We start from the raw sequence: 13,192 nt of genomic DNA on the forward strand, positions 1-13,192 counted from the left end.
GGCGGGGTACGGTTCGCGCGTGACGTCCGTCTCGTCGACCACCGCCCCCGAGGGGCTCGAGGCGCGCGGGCTCACCGTGACGGCGGGCGGGCAGACGATCCTGCGATCGGCGTCGATCTCGGTACCGGTCGGGCGCATGATCGGGCTGATCGGGGCCAGCGGCTCCGGCAAGTCGACGCTGCTGCGCACGCTCGCGGGAGTGGTGGAGCCCGCCGCCGGGTCGGTCGAGCTCGGAGGACACTCCGTCCGCCTGCGCTCCACCGATGTCGGCTACGTCCCCTTCGGCACGCTGCTGCACCCGGAGCTCACGGTGCGCGAGGCGCTGCGGTACGCGGCGGAGCTGCGCCTCCCGCCGGGCACCAGCCCATCCGAGCTGGACGACCGCGTCGACGAGGTGCTCGGTCAGCTGCAGATGGAGGACCGCGCCGACATCAGGATAGCGTCGCTCTCCGACGGTCAGCGCCGCCGGGCGTCCTGTGGCGCCGAGCTCGTCGGACGGCCCCCGGTGCTCCTGCTCGACGAGCCCGCCACCGGGCTCGACGCGGTCCTGGAGGCGCGCATGATGCGCCTGCTGCGCCGGCTGGCCGACGAGGGCCGCGGCGTGCTCATCGCCACGCACGCGACGAGCAGCCTCGGGCTCTGCGACGAGGTCGCGGTCATGGCGCAGGGCGGCGAGCTGCGGTTCATCGGCTCGCCCGAGGAGACGCTCGAGCGGTTCGGGGTCTCGAGCTACGACGAGGTGTACGAGGCCCTCGACCTGGAGGACGCCCCGGTCCCGGCGCCCGACGAGCCGTTCCCGGACGCCCTGCCGGGCGAGCCCGCGGCGGTGGAGCGGGTCGCGCTGCCGCCGCTCGGTCGGCAGGCCGGCGTGCTCGCGGCGCGGTACCGGACGTGCACGTGGCGCAACCAGCGCCAGCTCGCCCTCCTGCTCGGGCAGGCCCCGGTGATCGGGCTGGGGATCGGGCTCGCGGTCCCGACGGGAGCGCTGGACTCCCCGGCGTTCGCCCCGTACTACAACGCCACGCTGCTCTTCCTGCTGCTGACGGGCAGCATCTGGCTGGGGATCATCGCGGCGTGCCGCGAGATCGTGCGGGAACGCGCGATCCTCGATCGGGAAGTCGCGGTCGGCGTGCGCCTGGACGCCTACATCCTGGCCAAGTGCGCCGTGCTGTTCCCCCTGGTCGCCACGCAGGTGCTGCTCCTCGTCCTCGTGGCCATCGTCCTGCAGCCGCTCGGGGAGGGGCCGGTGGCGGTCGCCCAGGTGTACGCGATGTGCGTCGCGGTCGGGTGGGCGGCCGTGGCCATGGGCCTCTGGATCTCCGCGGCGGTGCGCACCTCCGACCAGGCCACGAGCTCGGTGCCGTTGCTCCTCATCCCGCAGCTGCTCTTCGCCGGCGCGGTGATCCCGTACGCGACGATGATCGCGCCGATGAAGCTGATCGCCAACCTGACGATCAGCCGCTGGGCCCTGACCGGGCTGGGCAACGCGGTGGGGCTCGACCGCAACGTCTCCCCCGACGTCGGGGCCGTCACCGGCTTCGAGCCGTCCTTCTACGCGACACCCATGGTGTTCGCCTTCGGGGTGCTGATCGGTGCGGCCCTGCTGATGCTCTCCGCCACCGGGATGACCCTGGAGCGCAGGCTGCTCGCTCCCGCTCCGCGGGACTGACCGATCGCCGACGGCCGCCCGGAGCCGGACGTCGACCGGCTCAGACGCCGGCGGGCGTCCGGTCCCGGTCCTGCTCCCACGAGCGCCGGTGACGATCGAACGCGTCCCAGTCCAGCCCGTCGGGGGCCGGCGGCGGGTCGGGGCCGCGGTCCGGTGGCGGCGAGCCACCTCCGCCACCGCCGTGGTCGTCGTCGTCCGGGTCGTCGCTGCTCTGGGCCTCGGGGTCCGGCGTCGCGTACAGATCGGGCTGCCGCGCCAGCCAGAACATGGCGAGCCACAGTCCGAGGGCGGCGCCGATCGCGGCGATCGCCGGGTACCAGACGTCGAACGCGGGAAGGGTCGCGGCGCCGATCATCAGCCCGATACCGAGGGTCAACAGCGCACGGCACCACCGCGCGGCGAGCGACAGCGGCATGCGGGGCGCAGGCAGCACGAGCGCAGCGAGGAGGCAGACGCCCACCATTGCGAACATGGCATGCACGTACGACGGCACGTAGCCATCGTGCCATGTTGCGAGCCCGCGGTCGAGGGCATCGCTCACGGACATCCGTCCGCTGCGGGCACATCGGGCTCGAGATCCGGGGTCCGTAAGGTTGCCGCATGCGAGCGACTCTCCTCTACGGCGCCGGCGACGTCCGGGTCGAAGACGTCCCCGACGCGACGATCTCCGCGCCGAGCGACGCCCTGGTCCGCGTCACGCGGTCGTGCATCTGCGGCAGCGACCTGTGGCCGTACAAGTCCAAGGACCCCGATGCGCCCGGGCAGCGGATGGGTCACGAGTTCATCGGCGTCGTCGAGGACATCGGCAGCGAGGTGACCACCGTCCGCAAGGGCGACGTCGTCGTCGCGCCGTTCGTGTTCTCCGACGGGACCTGCGCGTACTGCCACGAGGGCTTGCACACCTCCTGCGTCAACGGTGGCTTCTGGGGCGTGGGGGACGTGGACGGCGGGCAGGGAGAGGCGGTCCGCGTGCCGCAGGCCGACGGCACGCTCGTCGTGCTTCCGGTCCCCGTGGACGACGCGCTGATGCCGTCGCTGCTCACGCTGTCGGACGTCATGGGCACCGGCCACCACGCCGCAGTCCGTGCCGGGGTCCGCGAGGGATCCACGGTCGCGGTCGTCGGCGACGGGGCCGTGGGGCTGTGTGGCGTCATCGCCGCCAAGCGCCTGGGGGCCGACCGGATCATCATCCTGGGCCGCCACCAGGTCCGGACGGACCTCGCCCGGGAGTTCGGGGCGACCGACGTGGTCGCCGAGCGGGGCAAGGCGGCGGTCGCGCGGGTGAAGGAGCTCACGGGCGGCGAGGGCGCCCACGCGGTCATCGAGGCCGTCGGTCTGGGTGAGTCGCTCGAGACGGCGCTCCGCATCGCTCGGCCCGGTGGCGCGGTCGGTCGCGTCGGCGTGCCGCAGACCGGGGACATCCCGGGGGCCCAGCTGACGTTCCTCAAGAACGTGACCGTCAGCGGCGGCATCGCCCCGGCCCGCGCCTACATCGACGAGCTGCTGCCCGACGTCCTGGAGGGGCGGATCGAGCCCGGGCGCGTCTTCGACCGGACCATCGGCATCGAGGAGGTCCCCGACGGCTACCGGGCGATGGACCAGCGCGAGGCGATCAAGGTGATGATCGCCCCCTGAGCGACCGTCAGGCCGCGGCGGACTCCGGCTGCGGCTCGGCGTCCGACGTGCGCTCCACGAAGGTGAACTGGGCCGGATCGAGCTGGGCGGTCTGGGCGACGTACTCGCGCATGTAGCCGGGCCAGTTCGTCACGATCCGGCCGTTCTCGTCGCGGTACCAGGAGTCGCACTGGGTCCAGGCGGTCCCGGCGAACCGCGCCTGCACGTCGCGGTCGCTCGCCGCCTCGGCCTCCGGGCGCACGTCGATCGCCGCGGCCCCGCGGCCCCGCACGTGCTGGAGGGCCTGGCGGATGTACGCGGCCTGCGCCTCCAGGTAGACGATGATCGACCCACCCGAGGTGTTGGTGTTCGGCCCGTACATGAGGAACATGGACGGGAACCCGGGGACGGCCACCCCGAGGTGGGCGTGTGCCCCCTGCGACCAGACGTCGGCGAGCCGCGTGCCGCCGGTGCCGCGGATCTCCATCGGCAGCATGAAGTCGGCGGGCTTGAAGCCGGTCCCGTAGATCACGACGTCCACCTCCCGCTCCAGGCCGTCCGCCGTCACGACGCCGTCGCGCGTGACGCGCGTGATCGGGTCGGTGACCAGCTCGACGTTCGGCCGCTGCAGGGCCGGCAGCCAGGCGGAGCTGAACAGCACGCGCTTGCAGCCGAAGGTGTAGTCCGGCCAGACCTTGCGTCGCAGCTCGGCGTCCCGGAGCTGCCACCGCATGAACAGCGTGGACCGCAGCTTGCCGACGCGCCCGAAGGTCCTCGGGTGGCGGATCATCGCCGTGAGCAGCTCGCCGTAGTTGTAGATGTAGCGACGGCGGAGCTCCTGCACACCCGGCAGGTACCGGATCGCCTGCTTGATCCCCGGCGGGTAGCGGCGGTTGCGCCGGGGCATGAACCAGTTGCCCGTGCGCTGGAACACGTGGAGCTTGCCGGCGACCTTCGCGATCTCGGGGACGAACTGGACGGCGCTCGCCCCCGTGCCGATGACGGCGACGCGCTTGCCGGTGAGGTCGACGTCGTGGCGCCACTGGGCCGAGTGGAAGCTCGGGCCCTCGAAGTCGTCGATGCCCTCCACCCGGGGGTACGCGAGGCGGTGGAGCTGCCCGGTGGCGACGACGACGGCGTCGGCCTCCCAGGTGCGCTCGTCGGTCGCGGTGACGGTCCAGTGGCGCTCGCCGTCGTCCCAGTCGCAGCTCGCCACCTCCACGCCGGTCTCGACGAGCTCGTCGACGTCGTGGTCGCGCGCCACCTCGTGGAGGTAGTCGAGGATCTCCTGCTGCGGAGAGCACAGCCGCGTCCACGTGCGGCGCGTGGCGAACGAGAACGAGTACAGGTGGCTCGGCACGTCGCAGGCCGCGCCCGGATACGTGTTGTAGAACCAGGTGCCGCCGAGGTCCTCGCCGCGTTCGAGGATCGTGATGTTCCGGAACCCGTGGTTCTGCAGCTCGATCGCGCAGCCGATCCCGGCGAAGCCACCGCCGATGATCACGATTCGTGGATCCGTCACGCTCGACATGGTGTCAAGGTAGCGGAGGAGGCCGCGCACCGGCCCGTAGGCCCGAGGGGCCCACCGGCCGTCCCCACCCGCGGGCGCGGTACGGTCGCACGCATGCATCCTGACGTCGACTTCCGCGCTGACCCCGAGGCGATCTACCGTCAGGTGGTCGCGCTCGACGACGCCGGGTTCGCGGCGCTCATGGCGGACGCCGAGAGCCGCGACCGGGTCATCGACGTACTCGTCGAGCACATGGCTTCGCGCCTGCGGCCGGAGGCGGCCAAGGACCTCGACGCGGTCCTGCACGTGAAGCTGTGGGACCGGCCGGGCGGGGGCTACGACCACCGCGAGCTCGTGATCCGCGACGGGGCGTGCTTCGTGTCGCCCGAGCCGGTCGGCGAGGCGCGGCTGACCCTCAAGATCCGGCCGGAGGATCTCCGCAAGGTGATCGCCGGCAGCGCGGGACCCAAGCGGCTGGCCCTGCGCGGGCGCCTGCGGGCGATCGGTGATCTCGGACTCGGCCTGCGCCTCACGGAGCTGTTCGACCTCAGCGCGTGAGGCACGGGGACGCCCGAACGTCCCCCCGCCGAGACCCGGCTCAGCGTCGGCCGGAGCGCGTCGTCAGCCCTGCGCGCTCCCAGGCGAGCATGCCGCCACGGACGTTCACCGCGTCCAGCCCACTGGCGCGAGCCCGCCGCGTGGCCACGGCGCTCCGCGCGCCGCTGCGGCAGATGAAGGCGATCGGTTGCCCGCTCTGCGCGAGGTCGGACATCGCGTCCGCGACGCGGGACAGCGGGACGTGGCGCGCGCCCGGAGCATGACCTGAGGCGAACTCCGACGCCTCGCGCACGTCGACGAGCAGCAGGTCGCCGGCCTCGACGCCCGCCGCGGCTGCGGCGGGCGTGATCGGCCGGTGACGACGGAGCCGTTCGAGGAGGCCCATGTCGTCCTCAGTGCCCGAACTTCACGTTGGGCAGGATGCGGTCCAGCCAGCGCGGCAGCCACCACGCCTTGGCGCCGGTGAGGCGCAGCAGCACCGGGACGAGCAGCAACCGCACCAGCGCCGCGTCCAGGAGGACGGCCACGCCGAGGATGATGCCCATCTCCTTCGGGGGCAGCGGGCCGGACAGGGCGAAGGTGAAGAACACCGCGACCATCACGGCCGCCGCGGCGAAGATCACCCGGCCGGAGTGCGCCAGTCCGCCGACCATCGCGTCCTTGGCGTCACCCGTCCGGTCCCAGTGCTCCTTGGCGCTGGACAGGAGGAACACCGTGTAGTCCATCGAGATCGCGAAGATCATCGCGAAGAAGAACACGGGTCCCCAGGCGTCCAGGAAGCCCTGGGACTCGAACCCGAGCAGGCCCGACCCGAAGCCGTCCTGGAAGATCCACTTGGCGACGCCGAACGCCGCGCCGGTGGCCAGGAGGTTGGTGACCGTGCCGATGAGCGCCACCAGCGGCGCCTGCAGCGCGACGAGCAGCAGCAGGAACCCGAGCGCGAGCACGACACCGATGACCAGTGGCGTCTTGCTCGCCAGCTCGGTCTCGAGGTCGTGGTTCTCGGCGGCGGCACCGCCGACCATCGCCCCGGCCGGCACGCTCTCGCGGAGCCGGTCGATCGTCGCACCCAGGGCCGGGTCCGACGGGTCGGTGTCAGGCACCGCCTGCAGCAGGACGGTCTGGCCGTCCCCGCTGGTCTGCGCGGGCGCCACCTGCGCGATGCCGCGGTCCGCCTCCAGCGCCGTCCTGGTGGCGTCGGCCTGCGCGGCGGGGGCGGTCACCTGCAGGGCGCCGGTCGCCCCGACCCCGAACCCGTCTTGCACGAGCTGGTAGCCGACACGGGCGGAGTCGCCCTCGGGCACGACCTTGATCGACGGCATGCCGGTGTCGAGGTTCAGGACAGGCACCGCCAGCGCGACGAGCGCGGCGACGGTCGCGATGCCGGGGATCCACGGCTTGGCCCACAACCGCTCGCCCCAGGCCGCGAAGCGCTTGGAGCGGTGGTCGCCGGTCTTCGCCCACGGCAGTGCGCCGCGATCGATGCGCGGGCCCATGCGACCCAGGATCGCGGGCAGCAGGGTCAGGGTCGCGCCCAGGATGAAGATGACGCTGAGCATGATCCCGAGGGCCATCGAGCGGAACGCCGGGCTGTTGACCAGCATCACCGCACTCAGGGAGATCAGCACGGTGAGGCCACTGAACATCACCGCCTTCCCGGCCGTGTCCATCGTCGTGGCGACCGAGTCGCGGACCCGGTGCGGGTCGTCGGGCACGGTCGCGTGCAGGGCCGCCCGGAAGCGCATCACCACGAACAGCGCGTAGTCGATCCCGAGCGCCAGCGCGAACATCAGCGCGAAGTTCATCGCCCAGATGGAGATGTCGAGGACCTGCGTCCCGAGGTACAGCGAACCGGCCGACGCGGCCAGGCCGAGGATGGTCAGGAGCAGCGGCAGCCCGGCCGCCGCGAGCGAGCCGAACGCGAGCACGAGGATGCCGAGCGTGACCGGCCAGCTCATCAGCTCGGACTTCATCATCGCCGTCTTGTTGGCGTGGTTGAAGTCCGACCACAGGCCGGAGGCGCCGGTCATCGCGATCTGGACCCCGTCGTCGCCGAGGGCGCGGACCGGGTCCTTCAGATCGTCCGCGGCGCGGACCATGTCGTTGCTGTCGGCGGCCGCGCCGGCCATCACGACGACGGTGCGACCGTCACGGCTGACCGTGCCGGCCTGGGCCTGCGGGAGCACCACCTGCGACACGCGGTCGTCCTGCTCCAGCGTGGCGGCGACCTCGCTGATCCGCTGCTGGAACGCGGGGGAGTCCGCCGTCAGTGTGTCGCTGTGCATCGCGACCATCAGGCCGGTCGAGTTGAGTCCACCGAACTCGCTCTGGACGAGGTCACGGACCTCGACCGACTCCGAGCCGTTGGCCTGCCACCCGGCGCCGGAGAGCGCGTGCTCGACCTTCGGGGCGAACACGCCGAGTCCGACGACGATGACCGCCCAGGCGATGAACACCGTGCGGCGGTTGACTGCCGCCCAGCGTCCCAGCCGGCCCAGAGGGCCGAGGGACGACGGGGCGTGGGCGCTTCCGCGCTGCTCGGGAGCGGGCGCGTTGCGTGACGAGGAGGGAGTCGGGGCGGTGAGGGGATTCATGGGGTGACGCTCCGCTGGAGGTGGAAGACGCGGGACAGGACGAGCGATGCGGGGCAGTCGCCGAACGCGACGAATACCCACTGGTTGACGCCGACGAACGCGGCGAGCAGCACGAACCAGGAGCTCACGGTGAGCGTGAGGACGGTCGCGATGAGGGTCACGGTGCCGGCCATGGCGAAGAGGACGCGCTCGAGCGGCCAGCCGGTGCGGGTGGCGACCGTGTCGGCCGGACAGGACGGGCGGGCGGTGGGGGAGCTCATCGCGCTGCCTCCTGGACCGTGGTGCCCTCGATCAGGGCGCCGAGCTCGGCGACCTGTGCCTGGATGCCTCCGCAGACCTGCTCGCAGAGCGCGAACACGCTGTCGTCGGCGATCGCGTAGTAGGCGCTGGTGCCGACCTTGTGGCGGTTGACGATGCCGGCCTGCAACAGCACTCCGAGGTGCTTGCTGGCGTTCTGCTGGCTGGTGCCGAGAGCGTCGGCGATCTCGGAGACCGGCCGCTCACCGTCACGCAGGAGATCCAGCGTGCGGATGCGCAGCGGGTCGCCGATGACCCGCAGACGCTGAGCGATCAGCTCGGCGAGGTCGGCTGGGATGGGACGGGGGAGATCCATGGGTGCGCTCCTTGAGGGGGATGGAACGGTCAGCGAGCCGAGCAGCTGTTGCCGCCGGACTCGAGTTCGGGGTCGAAGGGGTGGGTGCCGGAGTTGACGGCGATGATCGCCTCGTAGTTGGCGGGGCGTGGGGGCATGTCGGCGACGACGTCCTCGGCGAACGCGTCGGGATCGGCGATCGCGAGGGAGTCGACGCGGGCCCGGACCTCGGCGAGCGTCGGCGCGACCGCGCCGGCGGGGACACCGGGGTGATGGTGGCCCGGGAGCAGCACCACGTCGTCGCCGAGGGCGAGGATCCGCTCGTGCAGCGTGGCGTGCAGGCGTCGCGCCATGGCACGCGATCCGTCGGGATCGCCCTGCTCGAGGTCGGGACGCGCGAGGCCATCGGCGAACAGCGAGTCGCCGCCGATGAGGGCGCGGTCCGCGACGACGAGCCCGGTCATGTCCGTGGTGTGTCCCGGCAGGTGCACGGCGCGCACCGTGAGGTCGCCGAGGGCGATCTCGTCGCCGTCCTTCAGCGGGGTCACGCTGTCGGCGTAGCTGACGCCGCGCTCCAGGGACCCGGCGGGGAGCCGCAGGGCGGCGCCGGTGATCGCGGCGAGCTCGCGGGCACCCGAGAGGTGGTCGGCGTGCAGGTGCGTGTCGACGACGTCGCGGATCTCCACGCTCAGCTCGCTCGCCAGGTCGGCGTAGAACTGGGCGTCGGGCGCGGGGTCGACGACGAGCGCCTGATCGCCGGAGGCCACGAGGTACGACAGGCAGCCGCGCCCGGGGCGCTGGATCTGCAGGACGCGCAGGTCCTCGACGCCGAGGTCGACGGGCACCGGACGCAGCGTGGCGATCCAGCCGCGCAGGCCACCGAGCAGCACCGGGAGCATGCGGCCCTTCGCGAGGAGCCGGTCGGCGAGCTGCTGGGCGGTGACCCCGCGGTTGCAGAGGATCACCGTGTCGTCAGGGAGGTCGCGGGCGAGGTCGTCGAGGGTGGCTGCCGCGCAGTGGGCGGGGACGTGCCGGACGGTGACGTTCGGGGCCTCGATCGTCCAGGCCGCGTCGTCGCGGATGTCGAGGATGGTCACCGGCTCGTCGGCCGCGAGGCGGGCGACGAGCTCGTTGGCGTCGATGGAGCGGGTGGGGTGGGTGGTGGTCATCGGGGTCTCCGTTGCACGGGGGAGGGGTGGTCCGGAACTCGACCGGTACACTACTACACAACGATGTAGTTGTAAAGCAGGGAAGCTGCATCGCTCGCCAGCCCCTCGCCGCGGCTCTCCGTGATGGTCCTGCTCGTCGCGATCGGCGCGCGCCGTCGCGACGCTCGCGGGGCGTCAGCCCGCTGGCGTCAGTCCGCCGGCGTGAGCTACGCCGGCGTCAGCCCGTGAGCGGAGCCGCCGCCGTCGATCCGTGGGCGACGATCTCCCGGGCCACGCGCTCGCCCGACTCGATCGCGCCATCGATGTAGCCGCTCCACGTCGTCGCGGTCTCGGTCCCGGCCCAGTGGATCCGGCCGACCGGCGCCGTCAGCGCGTGACCGAACGCCGTCCACGTCCCGGTCGGCAGATGCCCGCCGTAGCAGCCGCGCGTGAAGGCCTCGGCGGACCAGTCCAGGTCGACGTAGTCGATCGGCTGGGCGGCCTGCGGGCCGAACAGGCGGGCGAACCCCGCGACCACGGCCGCTCGCCGCTCGGACTGCGGGCGGCCCGTGAACTCCCGCGCCTCCCGACCCTCGAGGAAGCCCAGGAGCACCCCGCGGTCCGAGCCGTGCGGGCTGTTGTCGAACACGACCCGGGCCGGACCCGTGAGGGACGCCGCCTGGCCGCTGAGACCCTGCTCACGCCAGAAGGGACGGTCGTAGACCGCCATGCACTTGATCACCGAGCCGTTCGGCGTGCGCTGCGTGAGCTGATCGCGCGCCGCGGGCAGATCCGGCGTGTAGCGGATGCGACCGGCCAGCGCGGGCGAGAGGGCGACCACGACGTGCCGGGCCCGGTGCACCCCGTCCTCGGAGTGGACCTCGACCCCATCGTCGTCCTGGGTGATCTGCGACACGGCGGCGTCGAGCCGCACCGTGCCGGGGGCGAGCTCGTCGTGCAGGCCAAGCGCCAGCAGGTGTGAGCCACCGACGACCCGATCCTGCTGGGCGCCGCCGCGGGTCCCGATCAGGTCCTCGAACCGGCCCGCCGACCGCGTGTAGAACAGGACGTGCAGCAGGGACACGTCGCGGGGCTCGCAGGCCCAGACCGCCGCGCACGCCAGCCGCAGAAACTCGCGGCCGAGCTTCGTCGCCACGTTGCGGGCGATCCAGTCCTCGAACGTCCGGGCATCCCAGCGGTCGGCGCGCGGCGCGCGCCACGGCGCGTCGGTCGGGACCTGCGCCGCCATGCGGTCGAGGCGCAGCTGCGCCTGTCCGACGTCCGCGAGCACGACCGGGTTGATCCGCGGGATGTCGCCCCGGTACCGCGTGAGCGTGCCGCCGTGCTCCATGAGGTTCTCGCCCGCGGTGTGCGTGGGGTACAGCTCGAGGCCCAGACGGCGTGCGAGCGCGAGGGCGCGGTGCTGCTTGGGCCCCAGCCACTGGCCGCCCACCTCGACGATCCCGCCGTCCGCGAGCTCGTGGTTTCGCAGGCGTCCGCCGACGCGGTCGCGCGCCTCGAGCACGACGACCTCGCTGCCTCGCTGCTGGAGCTCCCGCGCCGCGGTCAGCCCGGCGATACCGGCTCCGATGACGATCACGTCGGTCACGGCGAGCAGACTACGCTCCCCGTCATGTCAGCGGGGCAGATCGACCTTGACCGCATCCGTCGCGACGTCGCGACGCTCGCGTCCATGACGCGGGAATCCGCGCGCGACGGCGAGCTCGAGGCCGCCCGCTGGGTCGCCGACCAGCTCGCCGACGCAGGGCTCCAGCCGGTCGTGCAGGTGCACCGCTACCAGCACTCCTACGCCCTGGTCCACGGGGTCCACGAGATGGTCGCGCTCGCCGGCGTGGCGCGAGGCGGCCTGCGCGGCGCGCTGCTCACCGCGGCCGCGGGGGTCTCCCTGGACGCGGAGTGCAGCGGTCGCTCGCAGTGGCTCCGCGGACTCCTGCCCGACGACGTCGGGGCGGGCGTGCTCGTCCGCATCCCCGCGGCCGACGACGGGGCCGACCATCGCGGGACGGTCGTGTTCGCCGCGCACGTCGACGCGGCCAACACCGGCTGGGTGTGGCATCCCAGGCTCGCCGCGCTCGGGGCCGACCGGGCGCACCGCGAGCGGACGATGGCACCGGCGATGGCGCCCGTCACCGCGGCGCTGGCGGCCGGGGTCCTCGGCTCCGCGCTCCCGCGGCGGGCGCGTGTCGCCCGCGCGCTGCGCGCGGGCGCCGCGGCGGTCCTCGCCGGTGCGGTGGCCGGGGTGACGAGCGTGGGGCGCAGCCTGACCGTGCCCGGCGCCAGCGACAACGCCACCGGGGTCGCCGTGCTCCTCGAACTGGCACGGCGGCTGGCCGTCGCGGCCCCCTCGGGCACCGACGTCGTGCTGCTGTTCCCCGGTTCGGAGGAGGCCGGGATGGGGGGCATGCGCGCGGCGCTCGACCACCCGATGCTCGTGGAGAGCCTCGCCCGCGGGCCGGTCACCGTCGTCGGCGTCGACACGCTGGGCAGCGGGACGCCGATCGTCGCCCGGACGGAGGGCACGATGCGCGACCACCACTTCGACCGCGCGGCGATCGAGCTCGTCCAGCGCGGGGCCGTCGAGGCGGGCGTCGAGGCGCCGCAGCCGTGGAGGATCGGCGGCTGGACCGACCCGATCCTGGCCCAGCTGCGCGGGATCCCGTCGACCTGCCTGCTGTCGGTGGGGCACGGCGGCTACACGAACTACCACCTGCCCACCGACACCGCCGACCGCGTGGACCACGACTCCGTCGAGCGGTGCGCGCGCATCGTGGACGGTGTGGTCCGCGTCGCCGGGCGCGCCTAGCCGGCGTCCTCCTCGAGCACCGCGATCCCGAGGGACGCGGCGAAGAGCCCGGCGTTGTCGAGCACGTCGGTCCAGCGCATCTGCACCCCGCGGAGGCTGGGGACGCCGCGCAGACGGTCCAGGCGGCAGCCGACGATCTCCACGCGCGAGACCTCCACCCCGGTGAAGTCGGCGCCGCTCAGGTCGCAGTTCTCGAACGCCACCGAGTGCAGTCGGGCGTCCAGGAACGACGCCTCGCGCAGGACGCAGTCCTCGAACCGCACGCGGTCGAGCGTCGCGGCGTCGAACCCGGCCAGGTCGAGTTGAGTCCCACGCACGAGGACGTCCCGCAACGACGCGTTGGAGAGCGTGATCCCGGTCGCGCGACACGACCGCAGCTCGACCCTCGACGCGGTCGCCCGCCGGGCGAGGATGTTCGCCAGGTCGCAGGTCTTCAGCACGACGTCGCTCAGCGCGGCGGCCGCCGGCTGCTCGCCGCGGTGATCGGCGTCCTCGACGACGGTCGTCTCGTCCGGGTCCGGCGCCATGGGAGCGGCTGCACGGGCGCGACCACGGGACATGCGGCAAGGGTCGCAGACCACGCGGGGCGGTGCTGCGACGCGCCGCCGCGAGGGCCGCGTGGCGATACTAGGAACGGTGTCCGCCATCGACGAAGCCCGCGACGGGGCCGTGACCGGGATCGA

Annotated in this window: 13 protein-coding genes; 4 read left to right on the forward strand and 9 right to left on the reverse strand. The window is 73.0% G+C overall.

Annotation, left to right across the window (positions count from 1 at the left end):
• Window positions 1–19: 19 nt before the first annotated feature.
• Entirely contained in the window at window positions 20–1,669 is a 1,650-nt protein-coding gene (locus tag ABYE80_RS08975; protein WP_372789935.1) for an ATP-binding cassette domain-containing protein, read from the forward strand.
• Between the two features lie 40 nt (window positions 1,670–1,709).
• Here ABYE80_RS08975 and ABYE80_RS08980 read toward each other — a convergent pair whose 3' ends face one another.
• The gene (locus ABYE80_RS08980; RefSeq protein ID WP_372789936.1) at window positions 1,710–2,141 is read right to left on the reverse strand and encodes a hypothetical protein; all 432 of its coding nucleotides are present in this window, start codon (window positions 2,139–2,141) and stop codon (window positions 1,710–1,712) included.
• 128 nt (window positions 2,142–2,269) lie between these two features.
• On the opposite strand from ABYE80_RS08980, the gene ABYE80_RS08985 reads away from it, so the two are divergent.
• Window positions 2,270–3,304: a zinc-dependent alcohol dehydrogenase family protein gene (locus tag ABYE80_RS08985; protein WP_372789937.1), complete on the forward strand. Its 1,035-nt coding sequence runs from the start codon at window positions 2,270–2,272 to the stop codon at window positions 3,302–3,304.
• Window positions 3,305–3,311: 7 nt separating this feature from the next.
• On the opposite strand, the gene ABYE80_RS08990 is transcribed toward ABYE80_RS08985, so the two are convergent.
• Window positions 3,312–4,814: a flavin-containing monooxygenase gene (locus tag ABYE80_RS08990; protein ID WP_372789938.1), complete on the reverse strand. Its 1,503-nt coding sequence runs from the start codon at window positions 4,812–4,814 to the stop codon at window positions 3,312–3,314.
• 93 nt (window positions 4,815–4,907) lie between these two features.
• Here ABYE80_RS08990 and ABYE80_RS08995 point away from each other — a divergent pair, with 93 nt between their 5' ends.
• The gene (locus ABYE80_RS08995) at window positions 4,908–5,351 is read left to right on the forward strand and encodes an SCP2 sterol-binding domain-containing protein (protein ID WP_372789939.1); all 444 of its coding nucleotides are present in this window, start codon (window positions 4,908–4,910) and stop codon (window positions 5,349–5,351) included.
• A gap of 40 nt (window positions 5,352–5,391) precedes the next feature.
• On the opposite strand, the gene ABYE80_RS09000 is transcribed toward ABYE80_RS08995, so the two are convergent.
• The 6 genes from ABYE80_RS09000 to ABYE80_RS09025 all read right to left on the reverse strand — a co-directional run bounded on the left by ABYE80_RS09000 (window position 5,392) and on the right by ABYE80_RS09025 (window position 11,294).
• Window positions 5,392–5,736 (reverse strand): rhodanese-like domain-containing protein, encoded by a 345-nt coding sequence (locus ABYE80_RS09000; RefSeq protein WP_372789940.1) that lies wholly within the window; start codon window positions 5,734–5,736, stop codon window positions 5,392–5,394.
• Window positions 5,737–5,743: 7 nt separating this feature from the next.
• Complete coding sequence (locus ABYE80_RS09005) at window positions 5,744–7,945, reverse strand: MMPL family transporter (protein ID WP_372789941.1); 2,202 nt, start codon at window positions 7,943–7,945, stop codon at window positions 5,744–5,746.
• Window positions 7,942–8,205: a DUF2892 domain-containing protein gene (locus tag ABYE80_RS09010; RefSeq protein WP_372789942.1), complete on the reverse strand. Its 264-nt coding sequence runs from the start codon at window positions 8,203–8,205 to the stop codon at window positions 7,942–7,944. The genes ABYE80_RS09005 and ABYE80_RS09010 overlap by 4 nt, the downstream gene beginning before the upstream one ends.
• Window positions 8,202–8,558, reverse strand: a complete 357-nt coding sequence (locus tag ABYE80_RS09015; protein WP_372789943.1) for an ArsR/SmtB family transcription factor — start codon at window positions 8,556–8,558, stop codon at window positions 8,202–8,204. The genes ABYE80_RS09010 and ABYE80_RS09015 overlap by 4 nt, the downstream gene beginning before the upstream one ends.
• A gap of 29 nt (window positions 8,559–8,587) precedes the next feature.
• Window positions 8,588–9,706: an MBL fold metallo-hydrolase gene (locus ABYE80_RS09020; RefSeq protein ID WP_372789944.1), complete on the reverse strand. Its 1,119-nt coding sequence runs from the start codon at window positions 9,704–9,706 to the stop codon at window positions 8,588–8,590.
• Between the two features lie 217 nt (window positions 9,707–9,923).
• On the reverse strand, window positions 9,924–11,294 hold the full coding sequence (locus tag ABYE80_RS09025) for a flavin monoamine oxidase family protein (protein WP_372789945.1): 1,371 nt from the start codon (window positions 11,292–11,294) through the stop codon (window positions 9,924–9,926).
• Window positions 11,295–11,318: 24 nt separating this feature from the next.
• Here ABYE80_RS09025 and ABYE80_RS09030 point away from each other — a divergent pair, with 24 nt between their 5' ends.
• On the forward strand, window positions 11,319–12,509 hold the full coding sequence (locus ABYE80_RS09030; RefSeq protein WP_372789946.1) for a M28 family metallopeptidase: 1,191 nt from the start codon (window positions 11,319–11,321) through the stop codon (window positions 12,507–12,509).
• Here the strand turns inward: ABYE80_RS09030 and ABYE80_RS09035 are convergent.
• Window positions 12,506–13,069 (reverse strand): pentapeptide repeat-containing protein, encoded by a 564-nt coding sequence (locus ABYE80_RS09035; RefSeq protein ID WP_372789947.1) that lies wholly within the window; start codon window positions 13,067–13,069, stop codon window positions 12,506–12,508. The two genes, ABYE80_RS09030 and ABYE80_RS09035, sit on opposite strands and share 4 nt — an antisense overlap.
• Window positions 13,070–13,192 lie beyond the last annotated feature (123 nt).

This window comes from Paraconexibacter sp. (genome assembly GCF_041602235.1).
In the GTDB taxonomy this organism is placed as follows: domain Bacteria; phylum Actinomycetota; class Thermoleophilia; order Solirubrobacterales; family Solirubrobacteraceae; genus Paraconexibacter.

Excerpts from the sequence above, each read along its gene's own strand:
- ABYE80_RS08980 (WP_372789936.1), bottom strand. The coding sequence starts at position 2,141 with ATGTTCGCAATGGTGGGCGTCTGCCTCCTCGCTGCGCTCGTGCTGCCT.
- ABYE80_RS08985 (WP_372789937.1), top strand. The coding sequence starts at position 2,270 with ATGCGAGCGACTCTCCTCTACGGCGCCGGCGACGTCCGGGTCGAAGAC.
- ABYE80_RS09000 (WP_372789940.1), bottom strand. The coding sequence starts at position 5,736 with ATGGGCCTCCTCGAACGGCTCCGTCGTCACCGGCCGATCACGCCCGCC.
- ABYE80_RS09005 (WP_372789941.1), bottom strand. The coding sequence starts at position 7,945 with ATGAATCCCCTCACCGCCCCGACTCCCTCCTCGTCACGCAACGCGCCC.
- ABYE80_RS09035 (WP_372789947.1), bottom strand. The coding sequence starts at position 13,069 with ATGTCCCGTGGTCGCGCCCGTGCAGCCGCTCCCATGGCGCCGGACCCG.
- ABYE80_RS09020 (WP_372789944.1), bottom strand. The coding sequence starts at position 9,706 with ATGACCACCACCCACCCCACCCGCTCCATCGACGCCAACGAGCTCGTC.
- ABYE80_RS09010 (WP_372789942.1), bottom strand. The coding sequence starts at position 8,205 with ATGAGCTCCCCCACCGCCCGCCCGTCCTGTCCGGCCGACACGGTCGCC.
- ABYE80_RS09015 (WP_372789943.1), bottom strand. The coding sequence starts at position 8,558 with ATGGATCTCCCCCGTCCCATCCCAGCCGACCTCGCCGAGCTGATCGCT.
- ABYE80_RS08990 (WP_372789938.1), bottom strand. The coding sequence starts at position 4,814 with ATGTCGAGCGTGACGGATCCACGAATCGTGATCATCGGCGGTGGCTTC.
- ABYE80_RS09030 (WP_372789946.1), top strand. The coding sequence starts at position 11,319 with ATGTCAGCGGGGCAGATCGACCTTGACCGCATCCGTCGCGACGTCGCG.
- ABYE80_RS08995 (WP_372789939.1), top strand. The coding sequence starts at position 4,908 with ATGCATCCTGACGTCGACTTCCGCGCTGACCCCGAGGCGATCTACCGT.